General features: G+C 66.0%; 25 protein-coding genes. All 25 read left to right on the top strand.

The features are described 5' to 3' along the window. Positions 1–30: 30 nt before the first annotated feature. The 25 genes from FOA17_RS16300 (at position 31) to FOA17_RS16180 (ending at position 21,877) form a co-directional block, all read left to right on the top strand. On the top strand, positions 31–480 hold the full coding sequence (locus FOA17_RS16300; protein ID WP_149142569.1) for a thermonuclease family protein: 450 nt from the start codon (positions 31–33) through the stop codon (positions 478–480). Beyond that, entirely contained in the window at positions 477–1,523 is a 1,047-nt protein-coding gene (locus tag FOA17_RS16295; protein WP_149142568.1) for an NAD(P)H-dependent flavin oxidoreductase, read from the top strand. The genes FOA17_RS16300 and FOA17_RS16295 overlap by 4 nt, the downstream gene beginning before the upstream one ends. Position 1,524: 1 nt before the next feature. After that, entirely contained in the window at positions 1,525–3,426 is a 1,902-nt protein-coding gene (locus FOA17_RS16290; protein ID WP_149142567.1) for an acetyl/propionyl/methylcrotonyl-CoA carboxylase subunit alpha, read from the top strand. Further along, entirely contained in the window at positions 3,423–4,082 is a 660-nt protein-coding gene (locus FOA17_RS16285; protein ID WP_149142566.1) for a glutathione S-transferase family protein, read from the top strand. The genes FOA17_RS16290 and FOA17_RS16285 overlap by 4 nt, the downstream gene beginning before the upstream one ends. Then, on the top strand, positions 4,075–4,929 hold the full coding sequence (locus tag FOA17_RS16280) for a hydroxymethylglutaryl-CoA lyase (RefSeq protein ID WP_149142565.1): 855 nt from the start codon (positions 4,075–4,077) through the stop codon (positions 4,927–4,929). Before FOA17_RS16285 ends, FOA17_RS16280 begins: the two co-directional genes overlap by 8 nt. A gap of 63 nt (positions 4,930–4,992) precedes the next feature. Continuing rightward, positions 4,993–5,775, top strand: a complete 783-nt coding sequence (locus FOA17_RS16275) for a crotonase/enoyl-CoA hydratase family protein (RefSeq protein WP_149142564.1) — start codon at positions 4,993–4,995, stop codon at positions 5,773–5,775. A 340-nt stretch (positions 5,776–6,115) separates the two neighbouring features. Further along, positions 6,116–6,481 carry an NADH-quinone oxidoreductase subunit A gene (locus tag FOA17_RS16270; protein ID WP_149142563.1) on the top strand — a complete coding sequence of 122 codons (366 nt, stop codon included), beginning with the start codon at positions 6,116–6,118 and terminating at the stop codon, positions 6,479–6,481. Further along, positions 6,472–7,005, top strand: a complete 534-nt coding sequence (locus tag FOA17_RS16265) for a NuoB/complex I 20 kDa subunit family protein (protein WP_149142562.1) — start codon at positions 6,472–6,474, stop codon at positions 7,003–7,005. The genes FOA17_RS16270 and FOA17_RS16265 overlap by 10 nt, the downstream gene beginning before the upstream one ends. Before the next feature lie 12 nt (positions 7,006–7,017). Next, positions 7,018–7,623 (top strand): NADH-quinone oxidoreductase subunit C, encoded by a 606-nt coding sequence (locus tag FOA17_RS16260; RefSeq protein WP_149142561.1) that lies wholly within the window; start codon positions 7,018–7,020, stop codon positions 7,621–7,623. Beyond that, positions 7,620–8,051 (top strand): thioesterase family protein, encoded by a 432-nt coding sequence (locus FOA17_RS16255; RefSeq protein WP_149142560.1) that lies wholly within the window; start codon positions 7,620–7,622, stop codon positions 8,049–8,051. Before FOA17_RS16260 ends, FOA17_RS16255 begins: the two co-directional genes overlap by 4 nt. A gap of 1 nt (position 8,052) precedes the next feature. Next, complete coding sequence (locus tag FOA17_RS16250) at positions 8,053–9,294, top strand: NADH-quinone oxidoreductase subunit D (protein ID WP_149142559.1); 1,242 nt, start codon at positions 8,053–8,055, stop codon at positions 9,292–9,294. Continuing rightward, positions 9,294–10,508 (top strand): NADH-quinone oxidoreductase subunit E, encoded by a 1,215-nt coding sequence (locus tag FOA17_RS16245; protein ID WP_149142558.1) that lies wholly within the window; start codon positions 9,294–9,296, stop codon positions 10,506–10,508. Before FOA17_RS16250 ends, FOA17_RS16245 begins: the two co-directional genes overlap by 1 nt. A 9-nt stretch (positions 10,509–10,517) precedes the next feature. Continuing rightward, on the top strand, positions 10,518–10,754 hold the full coding sequence (locus tag FOA17_RS16240; protein ID WP_149142557.1) for a DUF5337 domain-containing protein: 237 nt from the start codon (positions 10,518–10,520) through the stop codon (positions 10,752–10,754). A gap of 9 nt (positions 10,755–10,763) precedes the next feature. Then, complete coding sequence (nuoF, locus tag FOA17_RS16235; RefSeq protein WP_149142556.1) at positions 10,764–12,059, top strand: NADH-quinone oxidoreductase subunit NuoF; 1,296 nt, start codon at positions 10,764–10,766, stop codon at positions 12,057–12,059. 1 nt (position 12,060) lies between these two features. Next, entirely contained in the window at positions 12,061–12,417 is a 357-nt protein-coding gene (locus FOA17_RS16230) for a hypothetical protein (RefSeq protein ID WP_149142555.1), read from the top strand. Beyond that, complete coding sequence (locus FOA17_RS16225; protein WP_149142554.1) at positions 12,414–12,734, top strand: hypothetical protein; 321 nt, start codon at positions 12,414–12,416, stop codon at positions 12,732–12,734. Before FOA17_RS16230 ends, FOA17_RS16225 begins: the two co-directional genes overlap by 4 nt. Next, a complete protein-coding gene (gene nuoG / locus FOA17_RS16220; protein WP_149142553.1) occupies positions 12,731–14,749 on the top strand; it encodes an NADH-quinone oxidoreductase subunit NuoG in 2,019 nt (672 codons plus the stop codon). Before FOA17_RS16225 ends, nuoG begins: the two co-directional genes overlap by 4 nt. 4 nt (positions 14,750–14,753) lie before the next feature. Continuing rightward, positions 14,754–15,152 (top strand): hypothetical protein, encoded by a 399-nt coding sequence (locus FOA17_RS16215; RefSeq protein ID WP_149142552.1) that lies wholly within the window; start codon positions 14,754–14,756, stop codon positions 15,150–15,152. 27 nt (positions 15,153–15,179) lie between these two features. Beyond that, positions 15,180–16,217 carry an NADH-quinone oxidoreductase subunit NuoH gene (gene nuoH, locus FOA17_RS16210; protein ID WP_149142551.1) on the top strand — a complete coding sequence of 346 codons (1,038 nt, stop codon included), beginning with the start codon at positions 15,180–15,182 and terminating at the stop codon, positions 16,215–16,217. Position 16,218: 1 nt separating this feature from the next. Continuing rightward, on the top strand, positions 16,219–16,722 hold the full coding sequence (gene nuoI, locus FOA17_RS16205) for an NADH-quinone oxidoreductase subunit NuoI (RefSeq protein WP_149142550.1): 504 nt from the start codon (positions 16,219–16,221) through the stop codon (positions 16,720–16,722). A gap of 5 nt (positions 16,723–16,727) precedes the next feature. After that, on the top strand, positions 16,728–17,138 hold the full coding sequence (locus FOA17_RS16200; protein WP_149142549.1) for a carboxymuconolactone decarboxylase family protein: 411 nt from the start codon (positions 16,728–16,730) through the stop codon (positions 17,136–17,138). Beyond that, the gene (locus FOA17_RS16195) at positions 17,135–17,749 is read left to right on the top strand and encodes an NADH-quinone oxidoreductase subunit J (protein WP_149142548.1); all 615 of its coding nucleotides are present in this window, start codon (positions 17,135–17,137) and stop codon (positions 17,747–17,749) included. Before FOA17_RS16200 ends, FOA17_RS16195 begins: the two co-directional genes overlap by 4 nt. A 90-nt stretch (positions 17,750–17,839) precedes the next feature. Continuing rightward, entirely contained in the window at positions 17,840–18,145 is a 306-nt protein-coding gene (gene nuoK, locus FOA17_RS16190) for an NADH-quinone oxidoreductase subunit NuoK (RefSeq protein WP_054302297.1), read from the top strand. A 4-nt stretch (positions 18,146–18,149) separates the two neighbouring features. Continuing rightward, positions 18,150–20,336 carry an NADH-quinone oxidoreductase subunit L gene (nuoL, locus tag FOA17_RS16185; protein WP_149142547.1) on the top strand — a complete coding sequence of 729 codons (2,187 nt, stop codon included), beginning with the start codon at positions 18,150–18,152 and terminating at the stop codon, positions 20,334–20,336. Then, entirely contained in the window at positions 20,336–21,877 is a 1,542-nt protein-coding gene (locus FOA17_RS16180) for an NADH-quinone oxidoreductase subunit M (protein WP_149142546.1), read from the top strand. Before nuoL ends, FOA17_RS16180 begins: the two co-directional genes overlap by 1 nt. Positions 21,878–21,889 lie beyond the last annotated feature (12 nt).

Below are 21,889 nucleotides of genomic sequence, written 5' to 3'. Positions count from 1 at the left end.
CAGGGTGGTCGGGCCATCAGGGGGAATGCCATGCGGGTGCCGCCCGATCTGGTGCTTTATGTCGCGCTCACGCTGTTCGGGCTGCGCCTCGCCGCCGACCGGCTTGCACCCTATGAGGGGCTGAGCGAGCGGGGCTGCCGCATCGGCGCGGTGCTGGACGGCGATACGGTGGAGCTGCTCTGCGGTGCCACCCGCGAAAGCGCGCGGCTTCAGGGCTTCGATACGCCCGAAACCCGCGATGCGCGCTGCGCGGCGGAACGCGCGCTTGGCAAGCAGGCGACGGCACGGCTGCGGGCGCTGATGGCCGGGGCTCAGCCCGGCATCACCGATCTGGGCCATGACAAATACCGCCGCCGGCTGATCCGGCTGCGGCTGGACGGGCGCGATGTTGCCGCGCAGATGATCGCCGAGGGGCTGGCCGTGCCCTATGACGGCGGCGCCCGCATCGACTGGTGCGCAAGGCTGGGGGAACGGCCATGATCGAGACCCGCTTTACACGTGCCTTCGGTCTGCACCACCCCGTCGCACTGGCGCCCATGGCCGGTGTGACCGGGGGGCGTCTGGCCGGGGCGGTGGCGCGCGCCGGGGGCCTCGGCCTTCTGGGCGGCGGCTATGGCGAGGCCGACTGGATCGCCCGCGAATGGGCGCTGGCCGGCGGCGCCCCGATCGGCATCGGCTTCATCACCTGGCGGCTGACCGCCTCGCTGCTGGCGCAATGCCTGGAACGTGGCCCGCGCGCGGTCATGCTGTCCTTCGGCGATCCCGCGCCCTTTGCCGCCGCGATCCAGGATGCCGGCGTGCCGCTGATCTGCCAGTGCCAGACCCTCGATCACGCGCGCGCCGCACTGGATGCCGGGGCCATGACCCTGGTCGCCCAGGGCGCCGAGGCCGGCGGCCACGGCCAGACGCGCGGCACGCTCAGCCTCGTGCCGGAACTCGCCGATCTCCTCGCCGCCCGCGCCCCCGAAACGCTGCTGCTGGCGGCGGGCGGCATCGCCGACGGGCGCGGCCTGGCAGCGAGCCTGATGCTCGGCGCCGATGGCGTGCTGGTGGGCAGCCGCTTCTGGGCCGCGTCCGAGGCACTGGTGCCCCCCGGCTTTCATCAGGCCGCGCTGGAGGCCGGGGGCGATGCCACGCTGCGCTCCTCGGTGCCCGATGCGGTGCGCGGCCTCGACTGGCCGGCGCCCTTCACCATCCGCACGATGGCTTCGGCCTTTACCGACCGCTGGCAGGCCGATCCGCAGGCACTCCGCGCCCCCGCCCAGGCCGCCACCCGCACCGCCTGGGCCAATGCGCAGGCCGCGGGCGATGCCGCCAACGGCACCCCCGTCGCGGGCGAGGCCGTGGGCCTGATCCATGACATCGCCCCCGCCGCCGGGATCGTCGCCCGCCTCACGGCCGAGGCCATGACGCGCCTCTCGTCTTCATCTGTTCAAAAATATCCTCGGGGGGAGCGGGCGCAGCCCCCGCGGGGGGCAGACAGCCCCCCGTCCGCCCCCGATCACCCCGCGCCGGAGGTCTGACATGTTCCAGAAAATCCTGATCGCCAACCGTGGCGAGATCGCCTGCCGCATCATCGCCACCGCCCGCCGTCTGGGCGTGGCAACCGTCGCGGTCTATTCCGAGGCCGATGCGCAAGCCCGCCATGTCGCCCTGGCCGATGAGGCCGTGGCCATCGGCGGCCCCGCGCCGCGCGACAGCTATCTGCGGGGCGACGCGATCATCGCCGCCGCAAAGGCCACCGGCGCGCAGGCGATCCATCCGGGCTATGGCTTCCTGTCGGAAAACCCCGATTTCGTCGATGCGGTCGAGGCCGCGGGCCTTGTCTTCATCGGCCCCTCGGCCCGCGCCATTCGCGCCATGGGCCTCAAGGACGCGGCCAAGCGCCTGATGGCCGAGGCGGGCGTGCCGGTCGTTCCGGGCTATCACGGCGACAATCAGGATCCCGAACATCTGGCCGGCGCGGCCGATGGCATCGGCTATCCGGTGCTGATCAAGGCGGTGGCCGGCGGCGGCGGCAAGGGGATGCGCAAGGTCACGCGGGCGGAGGATTTCGCCGCCGCCCTCGACAGTGCCCGGGGCGAGGCCGCCACCGCCTTTGGCAATGACGCCGTGCTGATCGAGAAATATGTCGAAAAGCCCCGCCATATCGAGGTGCAGGTCTTTGGCGACGGCCACGATGCGGTGCATCTGTTCGAACGCGACTGTTCGCTGCAACGCCGCCACCAGAAGGTCATCGAAGAGGCCCCGGCCCCCGGCATGCCTGACGCGATGCGCGCCGCCATGGGCGAGGCCGCCGTGCGCGCCGCCCGCGCCATCGGCTACAAGGGGGCGGGCACGATCGAATTCATCGTCGATGCTTCCGAAGGGCTGCGCCCCGACCGTTTCTGGTTCATGGAGATGAACACCCGCCTTCAGGTCGAACACCCCGTGACCGAGGCGATCACCGGCGTCGATCTGGTGGAATGGCAATTGCGCGTGGCCTCGGGCGAGGCGCTGCCCCTGCGGCAGGATCAACTGGCCATCACCGGCCATGCCTTCGAGGCCCGGCTTTACGCCGAGGACGTGCCGGCGGGCTTTCTGCCCGCCACCGGCACGCTGGCGCATCTGGCCTTTCCCGAAGGCGCCCGCGCCGATACCGGCGTGCGCAGCGGCGACCGGATCAGCCCCTGGTATGACCCGATGATCGCCAAGGTCATCGTCCACGGCCCGACCCGCGCCGCCGCGCTGCAACAATTGTCGCGCGCCCTGGCGGGCACGCAGGTGGCCGGCACCACGACGAACCTTGTCTTTCTGGGCGCGCTGGCGCGGCATCCGGGCTTTGCCGCCGGCGATGTGGATACCGGCCTGATTGAGCGCGATCTGACCAGCCTTGTCGCCGAACCCGCGCCCTCGGTCGCGGTCAGGGCCGCGGCGCTTCTGGCCAGTGCCGCGCCGCTGCCGGCGGCGCTGCCAGGTTTCACGCTCTGGGCGCCGCTCGTTCGCTCGCTGGCGCTGCGCCGGGGCGAGGAGGTGACCGAGGGCCAGTTGATCCTGCGGGACGGCGTGCCGCATGTGCTGCTGGAGGGGGTGGAGATGCCCGCCCCGGCGCTGCCGGTGATCCGGGCGGGCGATGACATCCACGTCTTTTCCGCCGGGCAGTGCTTCAGCTTCACCCCGGTTGATCCGCTGGCGCGCGAGGCCAGCGCGGGGGCGGCGGGTAATGCCACGCTCTCGCCCATGCCGGGGCTGGTGAAGGCGGTCTTCGTCACGGCGGGGCAGGAGGTGCGCGCGGGCGACCGGCTGGCGATCCTTGAGGCGATGAAGATGGAACATACCCTGACCGCCGCCCGCGACGGTGTGGTGGCCGAGGTGCTGGCCAGTGCCGGCACCCAGGTTGAGGCCGGCGCCGCGCTGATCCTGCTGGCCGAGGAGGTGCCGGCATGATCCGGCTGCACCATGTCGGCGGTTCGCGCTCGTTCCGCATCCTGTGGCTGCTGGAGGAGCTGGGGTTGGAATACGAGATCCGCCACTGGCGGCTCGATGACGGATCGACCCGCGCGGCGGAGTTCCTGGCCCTCTCGCCCACGGGCCGGGTGCCCGCGCTGGAAATCGACGGGCTCGCGATCTTTGAAAGTGCGGCGATCGTGCAATATCTGTGCGAACGCCACCCCCAGTCCGGGCTGGCCCCGTCCCCCGGCACCGCGCTGCGGGCGCGCTGGCTGGAATGGCTGGGTTTTGCCGAAACCCAGGCGGCGATTCTGGAACAGCTCAATATCCAGCACATCTTCCTGCGCCCGGCCGAGGCGCGCTCTCCCGTGCTGATGAAGCTGCTGGCGCGGCGGCTGGCCGCGACGATGCAGGTGCCCGAGGCCGCGCTGGCGGGGCAGGAGACGCTGTTGCAAAGCGGCTTTTCCGCCGCGGATGTGATGCTGGGCTTCAACCTGCCGGCGGTGTTCCGCTTCGTGCGGGCCGAAGGGTTCCCGCAGCTGGCCGCCTATGGCGCCCGGATGGCCAGGCGCCCGGCCTATCAGCGCGCCCTGGCCCGGGCGGGCGAGGACCGGCTTTATACCCGCGATTTCTATGAGGTGCCGGATGTCTGACGCCGTTGACATCGTCGAGATGGGCCCGCGCGACGGGTTGCAGAACGAAAAGCGCCTGATCGCCACCGCCGACAAGATCCGGCTGGTGGACATGCTCAGCCGGGCCGGCTTTCGCCGGATCGAGGTGACCAGCTTTGTCAGCCCGAAATGGGTGCCGCAGATGGCCGATGCGGCCGAGGTGCTGGCGGGGATGCAGCGCGCGCCGGGCATCCGCTATGCGGCGCTGACGCCGAACCTCAAGGGCTATCAGGCGGCGCGGGCGGCCGGGGCGGATGAGGTGGCGATCTTTGCCAGCGCCTCCGAAGGGTTCAGCCGGGCGAACCTCAATTGCTCCATCGCCGAAAGCCTGGAGCGCTTTGCCCCGGTGGCCGAGGCCGCGCGCGCCGACGGCATGCCGCTGCGGGGCTATGTCTCGGTGGTGACGGATTGCCCCTTTGACGGGCCGACCCCGCCGGCACAGGTGGCGCGGGTGGCGGCGGCGCTGCGGGCCATGGGCTGTTACGAGATCAGCCTGGGCGACACGATCGGCCATGGCACGCCCGCCACGATCCGCGCCATGCTGGAGGCGGTGCTGGCCGAAATGCCGGCATCCGCTCTGGCCGGGCATTACCATGATACGCAGGGTCGCGCGCTGGAGAATATCGAGGCGTCGCTGGCACTTGGCCTGCGCAGCTTTGACGCGGCGGTCGGGGGGCTGGGGGGCTGCCCCTATGCGCCGGGGGCGGCGGGCAATGTGGCGACCGAGGCGGTGGCCGCGCGGCTGGCGGCGCTCGGGTTTTCGACAGGGCTGGATGCGGCGGTGCTGGACGAGGCCGCGGCCTTTGCCCGGCGGCTGCGGTCGGGCTGATCCGATTTTTCGACGAAAAATCGGCGCCCGGCGGGGGCGAATGCGCAAGATGATGAGGTTGGCATGTTCGAGACGATCCTTCTTTCCACCGATGCGCGGGGCGTGGCGACGCTGCTGCTGAACCGCCCCGACAAGCATAACACCCTGTCGGCGCAGATGATCGCCGAACTGACCGAGGCGGCGGCCCTGCTGGGCGCCGATGAGGCCGTGCGCGTGGTGGTGCTGGCGGCGGCGGGCGAGAGCTTTTGCGCCGGCGGTGACCTGACCTGGATGAAGGCGCAGATCGAGGGTGGCGAGGCCGCGCGCCGCGCGGGGGCGATGGCGCTGGCGCGGATGCTACAGGCGCTCAACACCCTGCCCAAGCCGCTGATCGGCCGGGTGCAGGGCCAGGCCTATGGCGGCGGGCTGGGTATGATGTCGGTCTGCGATGCCTGTATCGGGGTCGAGGGCGCGCGGTTCGGCCTGACCGAGACGAAGCTGGGTCTGATCCCGGCGACGATCTCGCCCTATGTGGTGGCGCGGATCGGCGCGGCGGCGGCGCGGCGGCATTTCCTGTCGGCCCGCCTGTTTGGCGCGGAAGAAGCGCATCGCATCGGGCTTCTGGCGCAGGTCGCCGCGCCCGGCGATCTGGATGCGGCGGTGGCGGCGGAGGTGGCGCCGTTCCTGGCATGTGCGCCACGCGCGGTCGCGGCCTCCAAGCAGCTGGTGGCGCGGCTGACGCCCCCCATCGACGAGGCGGTGATCGCGGCCACGGTGGACCTGCTGATCGCCCGCTGGGAAGACCCCGAGGCGGCCGAGGGGATCGCGGCCTTTCTGGGCAAGCGCAAGCCCGACTGGGTGCGCTGAGACGCGCTGCCCGAGCAGGGCTGACGCGGTTGCGCCGTGCTGTCGGGCGGGTGTCGCGGGGCCGGGCGGTGCGGCGCGGGCGGGCGGCAATCCTTAGAGATTCCATTGGCTATCGCGGCGGCCCGGGGCCTTGCTCTGCGGCAAGCTGACACATCGGCACCGGGGAGGGCACTTCCTTCGGTGTGCAATTGCATACAATCAACGAAATCACGGTGTCTGCGCGGCATTTTCGTTCCGCCTTCGGTTGACCCGGCCAAAGGGCGAGAGTAAACGGAACTCAGCAACCATCCGCGCGCGCCGGGCGTTTCACGCCGATTGCCGCCAGCCGAAGGAGCCACCTGTGGACGGACTTCTCCGTGAATACCTTCCCATCCTCATCTTTCTGGCACTTGCGGTCGGCCTCGGCCTGGTGCTGATCCTGGCCGCCGTCGTGCTGGCGGTGCGCAACCCGGACCCCGAAAAGGTCTCGGCCTATGAATGCGGCTTCAACGCCTTTGACGATGCGCGGATGAAGTTCGACGTGCGCTTCTACCTCGTGTCGATCCTGTTCATCATCTTCGACCTCGAGGTCGCCTTCCTGTTCCCCTGGGCCGTGGCCTTTGGCGAGATGTCGATGGTCGGCTTCTGGTCGATGATGGTCTTCCTGGGCGTGCTGACCGTGGGCTTTGCCTATGAATGGAAGAAAGGGGCGCTGGAATGGGCGTGAGCACTTCGGCCAACCACGCGGCCAATGATCTGGACGCGGGCCTTGCCGCGATGAATCGCGACTTGCAGGACAAGGGGTTCCTGCTGACCACGACCGAGGACATCATCAACTGGGCGCGCACCGGCTCGCTGCACTGGATGACCTTCGGCCTGGCCTGCTGCGCGGTGGAGATGATGCACACCGCCATGCCGCGCTATGACGTGGAGCGGTACGGCTTTGCGCCGCGCGCCTCGCCGCGCCAGTCGGACGTGATGATCGTCGCGGGCACGCTGACCAACAAGATGGCGCCGGCCCTGCGCAAGGTCTATGACCAGATGCCCGAGCCGCGCTATGTGATCTCGATGGGCAGCTGCGCCAATGGCGGCGGCTATTACCATTACAGCTATTCGGTGGTGCGCGGCTGCGACCGCGTGGTGCCGGTGGATATCTATGTGCCCGGGTGCCCGCCCACGGCCGAGGCGCTGATGTATGGCATCCTGGCCTTGCAGCGGAAGATCCGCCGCACCGGCACGCTGGTCCGCTGAGGAGGGTCGAACATGTCCGAAGCGCTGAGCCAGCTGGCCGAACATCTGCAACTGAAACGCCCGCAGGCGGTGGTCGGCGTGTCGATCGCCCTGGGCGAGCTGACGGTGGAGGTGGCGCTGCCGCATCTGCTGTCTTTCGTCGATTTCCTGAAGACCGATCCGGCCTGCAAGTTCTCGACCCTGGTCGATATCACGGCGGTCGATCACCCGGAGCGCGTGGCGCGGTTCGACGTGATCTATCACCTGCTGTCGATGTATCAGAACCACCGCATCCGGCTGAAGGTCGCGGTGCGCGAAGATGACATGGTGCCGTCGATCATCGCCGTCCACCCTTCGGCCAACTGGTTCGAGCGCGAGGTGTTCGACATGTTCGGCATCCTGTTCTCGGGCCACCCGGATCTGCGGCGGATCCTGACGGATTACGGCTTCCGCGGCCATCCGCTGCGCAAGGATTTCCCGACCACCGGCTATACCGAAGTCCGCTATGACGAGGCGCTCAAGCGCGTGGTCTACGAGCCGGTGAAGCTGGTGCAGGAATACCGCCAGTTCGATTTCCTCTCGCCCTGGGAAGGCGCGCAATATGTGCTGCCCGGCGACGAGAAAGGGGCGGCCAAGTGAAGGAAGGCCTGAAGATCGGGGCAAGGGCGGAACAGCGCCTCAAGGTCGAGGAGCGGCACAGCGTGCGCGCGCTTTTCGCCCAGGAGGGCGCGTTCCCGGCCATGCCCGCGGTCTTTGCCACGGCCTATATGACCGGGCTGATGGAATGGGCCTGTGTCGAGGTGATCCGCCCGTTCTACGCGGACGGCGAGGACAGCCTTGGCATCCATGTCGATTTCAGCCACGTCGCGCCGACCCTGCCGGGGCAGGTGGTCACGGTGACGGCGGAATTGACCGGGATCGAGGGGCGCAAGTTCGACTTTCGCGTCTCGGCCCATGACGGGATCGACCTGATCGGCGAGGGGCGCCACCAGCGCGCGCTGATCGACACGACGAAATTCGCAAACCGGCTGGCGGCCAAAGGCGCCGCCGCGGGGCTGGAGGGCTGAGATGGACGGCGACATCCGCGTGAACACCTATGACGACGGCAGCCGCGATGCGGTGACGGGCGAACAGCAGATCCGCAATTTCAACATCAACTTTGGCCCGCAACACCCTGCGGCGCATGGCGTTTTGCGTCTGGTGCTGGAACTTGACGGCGAAATCGTCGAACGCTGCGACCCACATATCGGCCTGCTGCATCGCGGCACCGAAAAGCTGATGGAAAGCCGGACCTATCTGCAAAACCTGCCCTATCTGGACCGGCTGGATTATGTGGCGCCGATGAACCAGGAACATGCCTGGTGTCTGGCCATCGAAAAGCTGACCGGCACCGTGGTGCCGCGCCGGGCCTCGCTGATCCGGGTGCTTTATTCCGAAATCGGCCGCGTCCTGAACCACCTGCTGAACGTCACCACGCAGGCCATGGACGTGGGCGCGCTGACCCCGCCGCTCTGGGGGTTCGAGGAACGCGAAAAACTGATGGTGTTCTATGAGCGTGCCTGTGGCGCGCGTCTGCACGCCGCCTATTTCCGCCCCGGTGGCGTCCATCAGGATCTGCCGCCCGCGCTGATCGACGATATCGAGCAATGGGCCAACGAATTCCCGCGCGTGCTGGACGATATCGACGGGCTGCTGACCGAGAACCGCATCTTCAAGCAGCGCAATGCCGATATCGGCATCGTCACCGAGGAAGACATCCAGAACTGGGGCTATTCCGGTGTGATGGTGCGCGGATCGGGCCTCGCCTGGGATTTGCGCCGCGCGCAACCCTATGAATGCTATGACGAATTCGACTTCATGATCCCCGTGGGCAAGAATGGCGACTGCTATGACCGCTATCTCTGCCGCATGCAGGAAATGCGGGAATCGGTGAAGATCATCCATCAGGCCATCGCCAAGCTGCGCGCGCCGGAAGGCAAAACCGACGTGCTGGCGCGCGGCAAGCTGACCCCGCCCAAGCGCGGCGAGATGAAGACCTCGATGGAGGCGCTGATCCATCACTTCAAGCTTTATACCGAAGGGTTCCATGTGCCCGCCGGTGAGGCCTATGCCGCCGTGGAGGCGCCCAAGGGCGAATTCGGCGTCTATATCGTGGCCGATGGCACCAACAAACCCTATCGCGCCAAGCTGCGTGCGCCCGGGTTCCTGCATCTGCAATCCATGGACTACATCGCCAAGGGCCACCAGCTCGCCGATGTGGCCGCCATCATCGGCACGATGGATGTCGTGTTCGGGGAGATCGACCGCTAATGCTCCGCCGTCTGCATAAAGAACAGCCTGCCTCTTTCGCCTTCACGCCCGCCAATCTGGCATGGGCGCAGGGGCAGATTTCCAAATATCCCGAAGGCCGGCAGGCCAGCGCCATCATCCCGCTCTTGTTCCGCGCGCAGGAACAGGAGGGCTGGCTGACCCGCCCGGCGATCGAACATGTGGCCGACATGCTGGGCATGGCGCGGATCCGCGCGCTTGAGGTCGCGACCTTCTACTTCATGTTCCAGCTGCAACCCGTTGGCACCGTTGCGCATATCCAGATCTGCGGCACCACGTCCTGCATGATCTGCGGCGCCGAAGACCTGATCGCGGTCTGCAAGGAACTGATCTCGGCCCATCCGCATACGCTCTCGGAAGACGGCAAGTTTTCCTGGGAGGAAGTGGAATGCCTTGGGGCCTGCGCCAATGCGCCCATGGCCCAGATCGGCAAGGATTATTACGAAGACCTCAGCCCCGAACGCCTGCGCGAGATGATCGGCAAGTTCCGCGCCGGTGCCGTGCCGGTGCCGGGCTCGCAGACCGGGCGTTTCTCGTCGGAACCCGCCAAGGGCCTGACCGCGCTCAAGGAATTCGAATCCGGTCGCACCCAGTATAACGCTTCGGTGCAGCGCGCGGTGGATATCGGCGATACGGTCAAGCGCATCGACGGAACCGAAGTGCCGCTGCTGACGCCGTGGCGCGGCAAGGCCGCCCTGGCCGACAAGGCCGACGCCGCCCCGACCCCGGCGGCGGGCGGCATCGCGCCGCAGACCGCCGAGGCCCTGGCCACCGGCAAGCCCGAGGTGAAGGTCGCCAAACCCGCCGGCGTGGCCGAGGCCGCGCCCGGACAGAACACCGCCACCGGCGACAAGCCCGCGGGCGCCCGGCTGGCCGACAGCGTGCCGGAAGCCGCAGCCGGCACCGCCGAAGCGGCAAAACCGCAGGGCCTGATGGCCGCGCGCGAGGGCAAGGCCGACGATCTGAAACAGATCGAAGGCATCGGCCCGGCGCTGGAAAAGCTGTGCCATGAGCTTGGCATCTTCCATTTCGACCAGATCGCGCAATGGGGCGCGGCCGAAATCGCGTGGATGGACAGCAATCTCAAGGGCTTCCGGGGTCGCGTGACCCGCGACAAATGGGTGGCCCAGGCGAAGATCATCGTGACCGAGGGGCTGGACGCCTTTCTCGAGCGCGCGAAGACCAACGATTACTGAGGGCCGGGAATGAACGCCTCCTCCCCCGACAAGGACCGGCTGAAGCGCGAGGCGCGGATGGTGGCCTTTGTCATCGCGGGGACCATGCTGTTGTGGATGGGGGCGCAATGGATCGGCGGGACGGTGGGGCTTGAGGCCCGCTATGCCTTCCTGTTCGACCTGGCCGCACTGGCCGCGTTCTTCTGGGCGCTGGTCGTCACGTTTCAGATCTGGCGGCGGAACAAATCCGTCCACCGGGGCAATTGAGGGCAGAACATGCTGAAGGATCAGGACCGGATCTTTACCAACCTCTACGGGATGCATGACCGCAGCCTGAAAGGGGCCATGGCACGCGGCCATTGGGACAAGACCGCCGACCTGCTGGCGCTTGGCCGCGACGGCATCATCCAGATCATGAAAGACAGCGGCCTGCGCGGCCGGGGCGGCGCGGGTTTCCCGACCGGCATGAAATGGTCCTTCATGCCCAAGCAATCGGATGGGCGCCCGTCCTATCTGGTGGTGAATGCCGACGAATCCGAACCCGCGACCTGCAAGGACCGCGAGATCATGCGCCACGATCCGCATACGCTGATCGAAGGCTGTCTGGTCGCCGGTTTCGCCATGGGCGCGGTGGCGGCCTATATCTATATCCGCGGCGAATATGTCCGCGAGAAAGAGGCGCTTCAGGCCGCGATCGACGAATGCTATGACGCGGGTCTGATCGGAAAGAACGCCTGCAAGTCGGGCTATGATTTCGACGTCTACCTGCATCACGGGGCCGGCGCCTATATCTGTGGCGAGGAAACCGCGCTCCTGGAAAGCCTTGAGGGCAAGAAGGGCATGCCCCGGATGAAGCCGCCTTTCCCGGCGGGCTCGGGCCTTTACGGCTGCCCGACCACGGTGAACAACGTGGAATCCATCGCGGTGGCGCCCACCATCCTGCGTCGGGGTGCCGCCTGGTTCGCGAGCTTCGGCCGCCCGAACAATGCTGGCGTCAAGCTGTTTGCGATGTCGGGCCATGTGAACACGCCCTGCGTCATCGAGGAATCGATGTCGATCCCGATGAAGGAACTGATCGAAAAGCATGGCGGCGGCGTGCGCGGCGGGTGGAAGAACCTCAAGGCGGTGATCCCCGGCGGGGCGTCCTGCCCGGTGATCCCGGCCGACAAATGCGAAGACGCGATCATGGATTATGACGGGATGCGCGCGCTGCAATCCTCGTTCGGGACCGCCTGCATGATCGTGATGGATCAGCAGACCGACATCATCAAGGCGATCTGGCGGCTGGCCAAGTTCTTCAAGCATGAAAGCTGCGGCCAATGCACGCCCTGCCGCGAAGGCACCGGCTGGATGATGCGGGTGATGGACCGTCTGGTGCGCGGCGAGGCGGAGGTCGAGGAAATCGACATGCTGCTGAGCGTGACCAAGCAGGTCGAGGGTCACACGATCTGCGCGCTTGGCGATGCGGCGGCCTGGCCGATCCAGGGTCTGATCCGGCATTACCGCGAGGAAATCGAGGACCGCATCAAGGCCAAGAAGACCGGCCGCATGGGCGCGATGGCGGCGGAATAAGATGACCCTCAACCCCTTCATCCTGTCGGGCATGGCACTGGGCCTTTCGGCCTGTGTCGGCACGCCCGCACCGCAGGAAGGTGCCGCCGCGCAGGCGGGCGCCTTTGCGGTGATGCATGAAGGGGGCAGCTATCAGGCGCAGATTCTGGCCGGCGCGCCCGGCCATGCGCTGACCCGCGCCGGCGCGCAGGCCGTGCCGGGCATGACCGTGTCCGTGCAACCCCTTGCCATGGATCAAGGCCGCCGCGCCAAGGCCGTCGCCGCGGAGGCCTGCGCCCAGGCGCGCGGCCGGTTCCAGCCGCAGGCCGTGGGGCGCTTTGCCCAGGGCGCCTGGGTCTTTCAGGGGGGCTGCGCATGATGGATGGTTTCAGCCTTCTGCAAGGCATTCTCAGCCTGATCCAGACCGCCGCGCTGATCGGGCTGATGGTCGCGCTGTTCTACAAGGCCGGGCTGCGCGGCCCGGTGATGGCGACCGCCTTTCTGCCGCTGGTCGGCAGCGCGCTGAATACGATGCTGACGCCGATGCTGATGCGCGGCGACACCGACCCTTCGGTCTTTCTGCTGACCTTCCATCTGGTCAACGCGGTCTGCTACCTGACCCCGCTTCTGTTGCTGGTCGTGATGAAATGGCCAGCCCTCAATAACTCCCGCGCCAAAGTGGAGATCTTCAAGTGAGCAACCTCAAGAAAATCATCATCGACGGCATCGAGGTCGAGGTCGACGGCGCGATGACGATCATTCAGGCAGCCGAAGTCGCCGGGATCGAGATCCCGCGTTTCTGCTACCATGAGCGGCTCTCCATCGCGGGCAATTGCCGGATGTGTCTGGTCGAGGTCGTGGGTGGCCCGCCCAAACCCGCCGCCTCCTGCGCGATGCAGGTGCGTGACCTGCGCCCCGGCCCGAATGGCGAACCGCCGGTCGTGAAGACCAATTCGCCCATGGTCAAGAAGGCCCGCGAAGGGGTGATGGAGTTCCTGCTCATCAACCACCCGCTCGATTGCCCGATCTGCGACCAGGGCGGCGAATGCGATCTGCAAGATCAGGCCATGGCCTATGGCGTGGATTTCTCGCGCTACCGCGAACCCAAGCGCGCGAGCGAGAACCTGAACCTTGGCCCGCTGGTCAAGACCGAGATGACGCGCTGCATTTCCTGCACCCGCTGCGTGCGCTTCACCACCGAGGTGGCGGGCATCACCCAGATGGGCCAGACCGGGCGCGGCGAGGATAGCGAGATCACCTCCTATCTGAACATGACGCTGGATTCGAACCTTCAGGGCAATATCATCGACCTGTGCCCGGTCGGCGCGCTGACCTCCAAGCCCTATGCCTTTACCGCCCGTCCGTGGGAACTGACCAAGACCGAGTCGATCGACGTGATGGACGCGCTCGGGTCGAATATCCGCATCGACACCAAGGGCCGCGAAGTGATGCGCATCGTGCCGCGCAACCATGACGGCGTGAACGAGGAATGGCTGTCGGACAAGTCGCGTTTCATCTGGGACGGTCTGCGCCGTCAGCGGCTGGACACGCCCTATATCCGCGAGAATGGCCGCCTGCGGAAGGCAAGCTGGGCCGAGGCGCTGGCCGCCGCCGCCGCCGCGATGCGCGGCAAGAAGGTCACCGGGCTGGTGGGCGACCTTGTGCCGGTCGAGGCAGCGTACAGCCTGAAGACGCTGGTGGAATCGCTGGGTGGCACGGTGGAATGCCGCGTCGATGGCGCGCGTCTGCCGGCGGGCAACCGCGCGGCCTATGTCGGCACCGCCACGATCGAGGATATCGACGCCGCGCGCCAGATCCTGCTGATTGGCACCAATCCGCGCCAGGAGGCGCCGGTGCTGAACGCGCGTCTGCGCAAGGCCTGGACCAAGGGTGCCAATATCGGGCTGATCGGCGCGCCGGTCGATCTGACCTATGACTATGGCCATATGGGCGCCGACCGCGCCGCGCTGGCGCGGGTTGCCGAGTCCGACCTGTCGCGCTTCCGTGGGCAGAGGGGCATCGTGATCGTGGGGCAGGGCGCGCTGCGCGAGGCCGATGGCGCCGCCGTGCTGGCACTGGCGATGAAGATCGCTGCGGCGTCGGAATCGAAGCTGCTGGTCCTGCACACCGCCGCCGGGCGCGTGGGCGCGATGGATGTGGGCTGCGTGACCGAAGGCGGGCTGAAAGGCGCGACCGAAGGGGCCGAGGTGATCTATAACCTGGGCGCGGACGAGGTCGAAATCGACGCCGGCGCCTTCGTGATCTATCAGGGCAGCCATGGTGACCGCGGCGCGCATCGCGCCGACATCATCCTGCCGGGCGCCGCCTATACCGAGGAAAACGGCCTGTTCGTGAACACCGAAGGCCGCCCGCAACTGGCGCTGCGCGCCGGCTTTGCGCCGGGCGAGGCCAAGGAAAACTGGGCGATCCTGCGGGCGCTGTCGGCCGAGATCGGCTCGACCCTGGCCTGGGACAGCCTGGCGCAACTGCGCGCGCGCATCGTGGCCGCGCATCCGCATCTGGGCCGCATCGACGAGGTGGCCGCGAATGACGGCCCGGCCCTGCCGGTGGCGGCGCTTGGCAATGCGCCCTTCCTGCCGGCGGTCGGCGACTATTACCTGACCAATCCGGTCGCCCGCGCCTCCAGCCTGATGGGGGAATTGCAGGTGATGGCCAAGGCGCGGATCGACGCGCCGCTGGCGGCGGAGTGAACCGATGACGCAGCGCGCGCGCATCGCTGGCCTGATCACCGCCCTGGCGGTGCTGGCCGGCTGCGCGAGCGATGCGGGCAATGCGCCCCCGCGATCTGCCGCCTATGACGGGATCGAGACGATCCTGCTGGACGGCGAACTGGTGAATTTCCGCGTCTCGATGCGGAATGCCGGCGACAAGGGGGATGTGGAGGCCTATGCGCGCTGCGCGGCGGCCCAATATGCGCTGATCCGGGGGTTCGGGTTCGCGCGGCATGTGCGCACGACGGTTGCGCAGAACGGAAACGCTTGGCGGGGCGACGCGGTCTATGTGATCTCGGCCGCGCTGCCCCGGGGGGTCCGCACGATCGACGCCGAAGTGACGGTGCGCGATTGCGGGGCGCTCGGCATACCGACGATATGAGACTTGGGTTGAGGGACCAGAGGCAACATGGCTGAATTTCTGCAAACGGGTCTGGGGACGGCGCTGCTGATCGCGGCACAAAGTCTTCTGGTCATCGCCTTCGTGATGATCTCGCTCCTGTTCCTCGTCTATGGCGACCGCAAGATCTGGGCCGCGGTCCAGATGCGGCGGGGCCCGAACGTGGTGGGCGCTTTCGGTCTGCTGCAATCGGTGGCGGATGCGCTGAAATATGTGCTGAAAGAGGTGGTGATCCCGGCCGGCGCCGACCGCCCGGTGTTCTTCCTCGCCCCGATGCTGAGCTTTGTGCTGGCGATGATCGCCTGGGCGGTGATCCCGTTCAGCGACGGCTGGGTGCTGGCCAATATCAACGTGGCCATCCTTTACGTCTTCGCCATCTCCTCGCTGGAGGTGTATGGCGTGATCATGGGTGGCTGGGCCTCGAACTCCAAATACCCGTTCCTCGGCTCGCTGCGGTCGGCGGCGCAGATGATTTCCTATGAGGTCAGCCTGGGCCTGATTATCATCGGCATCATCATCTCCACCGGCTCGATGAACTTCTCGGCCATCGTGGCGGCGCAGAAGGGCGATTACGGGCTGCTGAACTGGTATTGGCTGCCGCATCTGCCGATGGTGGCGCTGTTCTTCATCTCGGCGCTGGCGGAAACCAACCGCCCGCCCTTCGATCTGCCCGAGGCGGAATCCGAACTGGTGGCGGGCTATCAGGTGGAATATTCCTCGACCCCGTTCCTGCTGTTCATGGCGGGCGAATATATCGCCATCTTCCTGATGTGCGCGCTGATCTCGCTCTTGTTCTTCGGTGGCTGGCTGTCGCCGATCCCGGGTCTGCCGGACGGGGCGTTCTGGATGGTCGCCAAGATGGCGTTCTTCTTCTTCCTGTTCGCCATGGTGAAGGCGATCGTGCCGCGTTATCGCTATGACCAGCTGATGCGCATCGGCTGGAAGGTGTTCCTGCCGCTGTCGCTGGCCTGGGTGGTGATCGTGGCGTTCCTTGCAAAATACGAAGTGCTTGGCGGCCTCTGGGCACGCTGGACCATCGGAGGCTGACATGGGCCAACAACGCGCCATCGACTTCAACCGCGCCGCGAAATACTTTCTGCTGGTGGATTTCATCAAGGGCTTCGGCCTGGGGCTGAAGTATTTCTTCGCGCCGAAGGCCACGCTGAACTACCCGCATGAAAAGGGGCCGCTCTCGCCCCGCTTCCGCGGCGAACACGCGCTGCGCCGCTATCCCAATGGCGAGGAACGCTGCATCGCCTGCAAGCTGTGCGAGGCGGTCTGCCCGGCGCAGGCGATCACCATCGACGCCGAACCGCGCGAGGACGGCTCGCGTCGCACCACGCGCTATGACATCGACATGACCAAATGCATCTATTGCGGCTTCTGTCAGGAAGCCTGCCCGGTGGATGCCATTGTCGAGGGGCCGAATTTCGAATTCGCCACCGAAACCCGCGAGGAGCTTTACTACACCAAGGAAAAGCTTCTGGATAACGGCGCCCGCTGGGAAGCCGAGATCGCCCGCAACCTCGAGCTTGACGCGCCCTATCGGTGATCCCCATGCATGAAGACTTCACCAAACTTTTCAAGTCGATGATGGAGCAGGGCCAGGAGATGGTCCGCGCCTTCAATCCGGCGCTTGAGAACCTTTCGGTGAAGGGAATGGAGACCTTCATCCCCACCATGACGAAAGACATGATGGAGATGTGGTTCGGCAAGACCTTCAACCGCGAGGGGCTGGATGCCAAGACCCGGCTTCTGGTCACCATCGCGGCGCTGACCGTTCTGGGCGCCCATGCCGAGCCGCAGCTGAAGCTGGCGGTGCGGCACGCGCTGGAGGCGGGGGCGACCCAACGCGAGATCGCCGAGGTGATCTGGCAGATGAGCATGTTCGGCGGCCTGCCCGCCATGCAGAAGGCGCTTGAGATGGCTCAGGCGGTTTTTGCGGAAACCGAGGAGAAAGCGCCATGAGCGTTGCGGATATCGCCTTTTATTGCTTCGCCGTGGTGACGGTGGCGGCGGGCCTGATGGTCACCGTATCGCGCAACCCGGTGCATTCGGTGCTGTGGCTGATCCTGGCCTTCCTGTCTTCGGCGGGGCTGTTCGTGCTGCTGGGCGCGGAATTCGTCGCGATGCTCTTGATCATCGTCTATGTCGGCGCGGTGGCGGTGCTTTTCCTGTTCGTCGTCATGATGCTGGACGTGGATTTCGCGGAACTGAAGGGCGAAATGGCCCGCACCATGCCGCTGGCCCTGTTGATCGGGGTCATCATCATCCTGCAATTCGCCATGGCCTATGCGGCCTGGGTGCAGGCCGATGGCGCGCTTGGCCTGCGTCAGGCGGTGACGCCGGATGCCGCGCAGGTGGAAAACACCAAGGCGCTTGGCCTGCTGATCTATGACAAATACCTCTACCTGTTCCAGGCCTCGGGCCTTGTGCTGCTGGTCGCCATGATCGGCGCCATCGTGCTGACGCTGCGCCACCGCAAGGACGTGAAGCGCCAGAACGTGCTGCACCAGATGTGGCGCGACCCGGCCAAGGCGATGGAGCTGAAGGACGTTAAACCGGGGCAGGGGCTCTGACATCTCAGAGGGGCGCAGCCTGATGCGCCCCCAATCGCGGGCCTGTCTCGCAAGCAGAACAATTACGGGCAAACACCCGGAGGGACGAGAATGGTAGGACTGGAACATTACCTGACGGTGGCGGCGGCCTTGTTCGTCATTGGCATCTTCGGCATCTTCCTCAACCGGAAGAACGTGATCGTCATCCTGATGTCGATCGAGTTGATGCTGCTGTCGGTCAACATCAACCTCGTCGCCTTTTCCAGCTTCCTGGGCGATCTGGTGGGGCAGGTCTTCACCATGTTCGTGCTGACCGTGGCGGCGGCCGAGGCGGCGATCGGCCTTGCGATCCTGGTGAGCTTCTTCCGCACCCGCGGCACCATCGACGTCGAAGACGCCAACGTGATGAAAGGCTGAACGCATGGCCACGATCATTCTTCTTGCGCCCCTGGTCGGCGCCCTGATCTGCGGCTTCGGCTGGCGCTTCATCGGTGAAAAGGCCGCGCAGGTCTTTACCACCTCGATGATCTTCCTCGCCGCCGCGCTGAGCTGGATCATCTTCCTGACCTTCGACGGCACCACCCAGCACATTCACCTGCTGACCTGGATCCAGTCGGGCAGCCTCGATACCGAATGGGCGATCCGGCTGGACCGGCTGACCGCGATCATGCTGGTCGTGGTGAACTCGGTCTCGGCGCTCGTGCATCTCTACAGTTTCGGCTACATGGCGCATGACGACAACTGGCACGAGGGCGAGCATTACAAGGCGCGCTTCTTCGCCTATCTGTCCTTCTTCACCTTTGCCATGCTGACGCTGGTGACCAGCGACAACCTGGTGCAGATGTTCTTCGGCTGGGAAGGGGTGGGGGTCGCCTCCTATCTGCTGATCGGCTTCTACTACCGCAAGCCGAGCGCGAATGCCGCCGCGATGAAGGCCTTCATCGTGAACCGGGTCGGCGATTTCGGCTTTGCCCTGGGGATTTTCGGTCTGTTCTTCCTGACCGACTCGATCCGCTTTGACGATGTGTTTGCCGCCGCGCCGCAGCTTGCGGAAACCAGCCTGAGCTTCCTGTGGGGCGAATGGAATGCCGCGAACCTGATCGGGGTGCTGCTGTTCATCGGCGCCATGGGCAAATCGGCGCAGCTGGGCCTGCACACCTGGCTGCCCGACGCGATGGAAGGCCCGACGCCCGTTTCGGCGCTGATCCACGCCGCGACCATGGTGACGGCGGGGGTGTTCCTCGTCTGCCGCATGTCGCCGCTTTACGAATTCGCGCCGAGCGCGCTGGCTTTCATCACCGTGCTGGGGGCGACCACCGCCTTTGTCGCGGCGACGATCGGCCTGGTGCAGAACGACATCAAGCGCGTGATCGCCTATTCCACCATGTCGCAGCTTGGCTACATGTTCGTGGCCGCCGGCGTGGGCGTCTATTCGGTCGCGATGTTCCACCTGTTCACGCATGCCTTCTTCAAGGCGATGCTGTTCCTTGGCGCCGGTTCGGTGATCCATGCGACGCATCACGAACAGGACATGCGCAATTATGGCGGCCTGCGGAAGAAGATCCCGCTGACCTTCTGGGCGATGATGATCGGCACGCTGGCCATTACCGGCGTGGGCATCCCGCTGACGCATTTCGGCTTTGCCGGTTTCCTGTCGAAGGATGCGGTGATCGAAAGCGCCTGGGTCGGCTCGCATTACGCCTTCTGGCTGCTGGTCGTCGCGGCCTGCTTCACCAGCTTCTATTCCTGGCGGCTGATGTTCCTGACCTTCTATGGCGAAAGCCGCGCCCATGCGAACGGGCACGGGCATGGCCATGGTCACGGGCATGACGATCACGGCCATGGCGATCATGAGCCGCATGAAAGCCCGATGATCATGCTGATCCCGCTGGGGGTGCTGGCGCTTGGCGCGGCCTTCTCGGGGATGCTGTGGTATAACGTCTTCTTCGGCGACGAGGCCAAGATGCGTGCCTGGTTCGGGATGGAGGCCGCGGTGGAACATGCCGTCGCCGAGGGCGAGCATGCCGCTGCCCCCGCCGCCGAGGGTCATGCCGCCCCGGCCGAGGCTGCGACCGAGGGCCATGCCGCCCCGGCTGCGGATGCCGCGACCGAAGGCCATGCCACCCCCGCCGCCGAGGCGCATGCCGCCGTCGCGCCGAAAGGGGCGATCTATCTGGGCGCCGACAATCACATGATCCATGCCGCGCATGGCGTGCCGACCTGGGTCAAGGTCTCGCCCTTCATCGCGATGCTGATCGGCCTGTTCACCGCCTGGATGTTCTACATCAAGAACCCCAGCCTGCCCAAACGCCTGGCCGCGGCGCAGCGTCCGCTCTACGAATTCCTGCTCAACAAGTGGTATTTCGACGAGCTGTATAACGCGATCTTCGTGGTGCCGGCGCGCTGGCTTGGCAACTTCCTGTGGAAGAAGGGCGATGGCAAGGTCATCGACGGCTCCATCAACGGGGTTGCCATGGGCCTGGTGCCGATGGTCACCCGTCTCGTGAACCGGGCGCAGTCCGGCTACATCTTCCACTACGCTTTCGCCATGGTGCTGGGCATCGCTGCCCTGATCACCTGGATGTCGCTCTCGGGGGGCGCGCACTAATGGAATACGTCCTTTCCATCATCACCTTCACCCCGGCGGTGGCCGCGCTGATCCTTGCGCTGTTCCTGCGCGGGAATGACGCGGCGGCGCAGCGGAATGCCAAATGGGTGGCGCTGGTCGCCACGACCGCGACCTTCCTCGTGTCGCTGACCATCCTGTCGCGTTTCGACCCGGCCAATACCGGCATGCAGTTCGTCGAAGAGGCGGACTGGATCCTCGGCCTGAAATACAAGATGGGCGTGGACGGGATCTCGGTCCTGTTCGTCATGCTGACCACCTTCCTGATGCCGATCACCATCGCCGCCTGCTGGGAGGTGGAGCATCGCACCAAGGAATACATGATCGCTTTCCTGCTGTTGGAAACGCTGATGCTCGGCGTGTTCTGTGCGCTGGATCTGGTGCTGTTCTACCTGTTCTTCGAGGCCGGCCTGATCCCGATGTTCCTGATCATCGGCATCTGGGGCGGCAAGGAACGCATCTATGCGGCGTTCAAGTTCTTTCTCTATACCTTCCTCGGCTCGGTGCTGATGCTGGTGGCGATGATCTTCATGTATGTGGATGCCGGCACGACCGACATCCCCTCGCTGATGAACCATACCTTCGCCTCTGACACGCTGTCGCTGGGCGGGTTCCAGATCGTCGGCGGCATGCAGACGCTGCTTTTCCTGGCCTTCTTTGCCAGCTTCGCGGTGAAGATGCCGATGTGGCCGGTGCATACCTGGCTGCCCGATGCCCACGTTCAGGCGCCGACCGCCGGGTCGGTGGTGCTGGCGGCGATCCTGCTGAAGATGGGGGGCTATGGCTTCCTGCGCTTCTCGCTGCCGATGTTCCCGGTGGGGGCCGATGCGATGTCGGGCCTCGTGCTGTGGATGTCGGCCATCGCCATCGTCTATACCTCGCTGGTGGCGCTGGCGCAGAGCGACATGAAGAAGCTGATCGCCTATTCCTCGGTCGCGCATATGGGCTATGTCACCATGGGCATCTTTGCCGCGAACCAGCAGGGCATCGACGGCGCCATCTTCCAGATGCTGTCGCACGGTTTCATCTCGGGCGCGCTGTTCCTTTGCGTCGGCGTGATCTATGACCGGATGCACACGCGCGAGATCGACGCCTATGGCGGGCTTGTCATCCGCATGCCGGCCTATGCGCTGGTCTTCATGTTCTTTACCATGGCCAATGTCGGCCTGCCGGGCACCTCGGGCTTCATCGGGGAATTCCTGACGCTGATGGGCATCTTCCAGGTCAATACCTGGGTGGCCGCGGTGGCGACGTCGGGGGTGATCTTCTCGGCGGCCTATGCGCTCTGGCTATATCGCCGGGTGGTGTTCGGCGACCTCATCAAGGAGGCGCTGAAATCCATCACCGACATGACCACGCGGGAGCGGGCGATCTTTGCGCCGCTGGTGGTGATGACCCTGCTTCTTGGAGTCTATCCGTCGCTGGTGACCGATATCATCGGCCCGTCGGTGGAAACGCTTGTGACCAACTACAAAGCCGCGCTGCCTGTCGTTGCCGACATGGCCGAAGCGGCCTCGCATTGAGGGGCCAGAGCC

This window comes from Gemmobacter caeruleus (assembly GCF_008271655.1).
Taxonomy (GTDB): domain Bacteria; phylum Pseudomonadota; class Alphaproteobacteria; order Rhodobacterales; family Rhodobacteraceae; genus Gemmobacter; species Gemmobacter caeruleus.
Note: the sequence above shows the minus strand (reverse complement) of the source record. Positions and strands in the feature narration are given on the sequence as shown.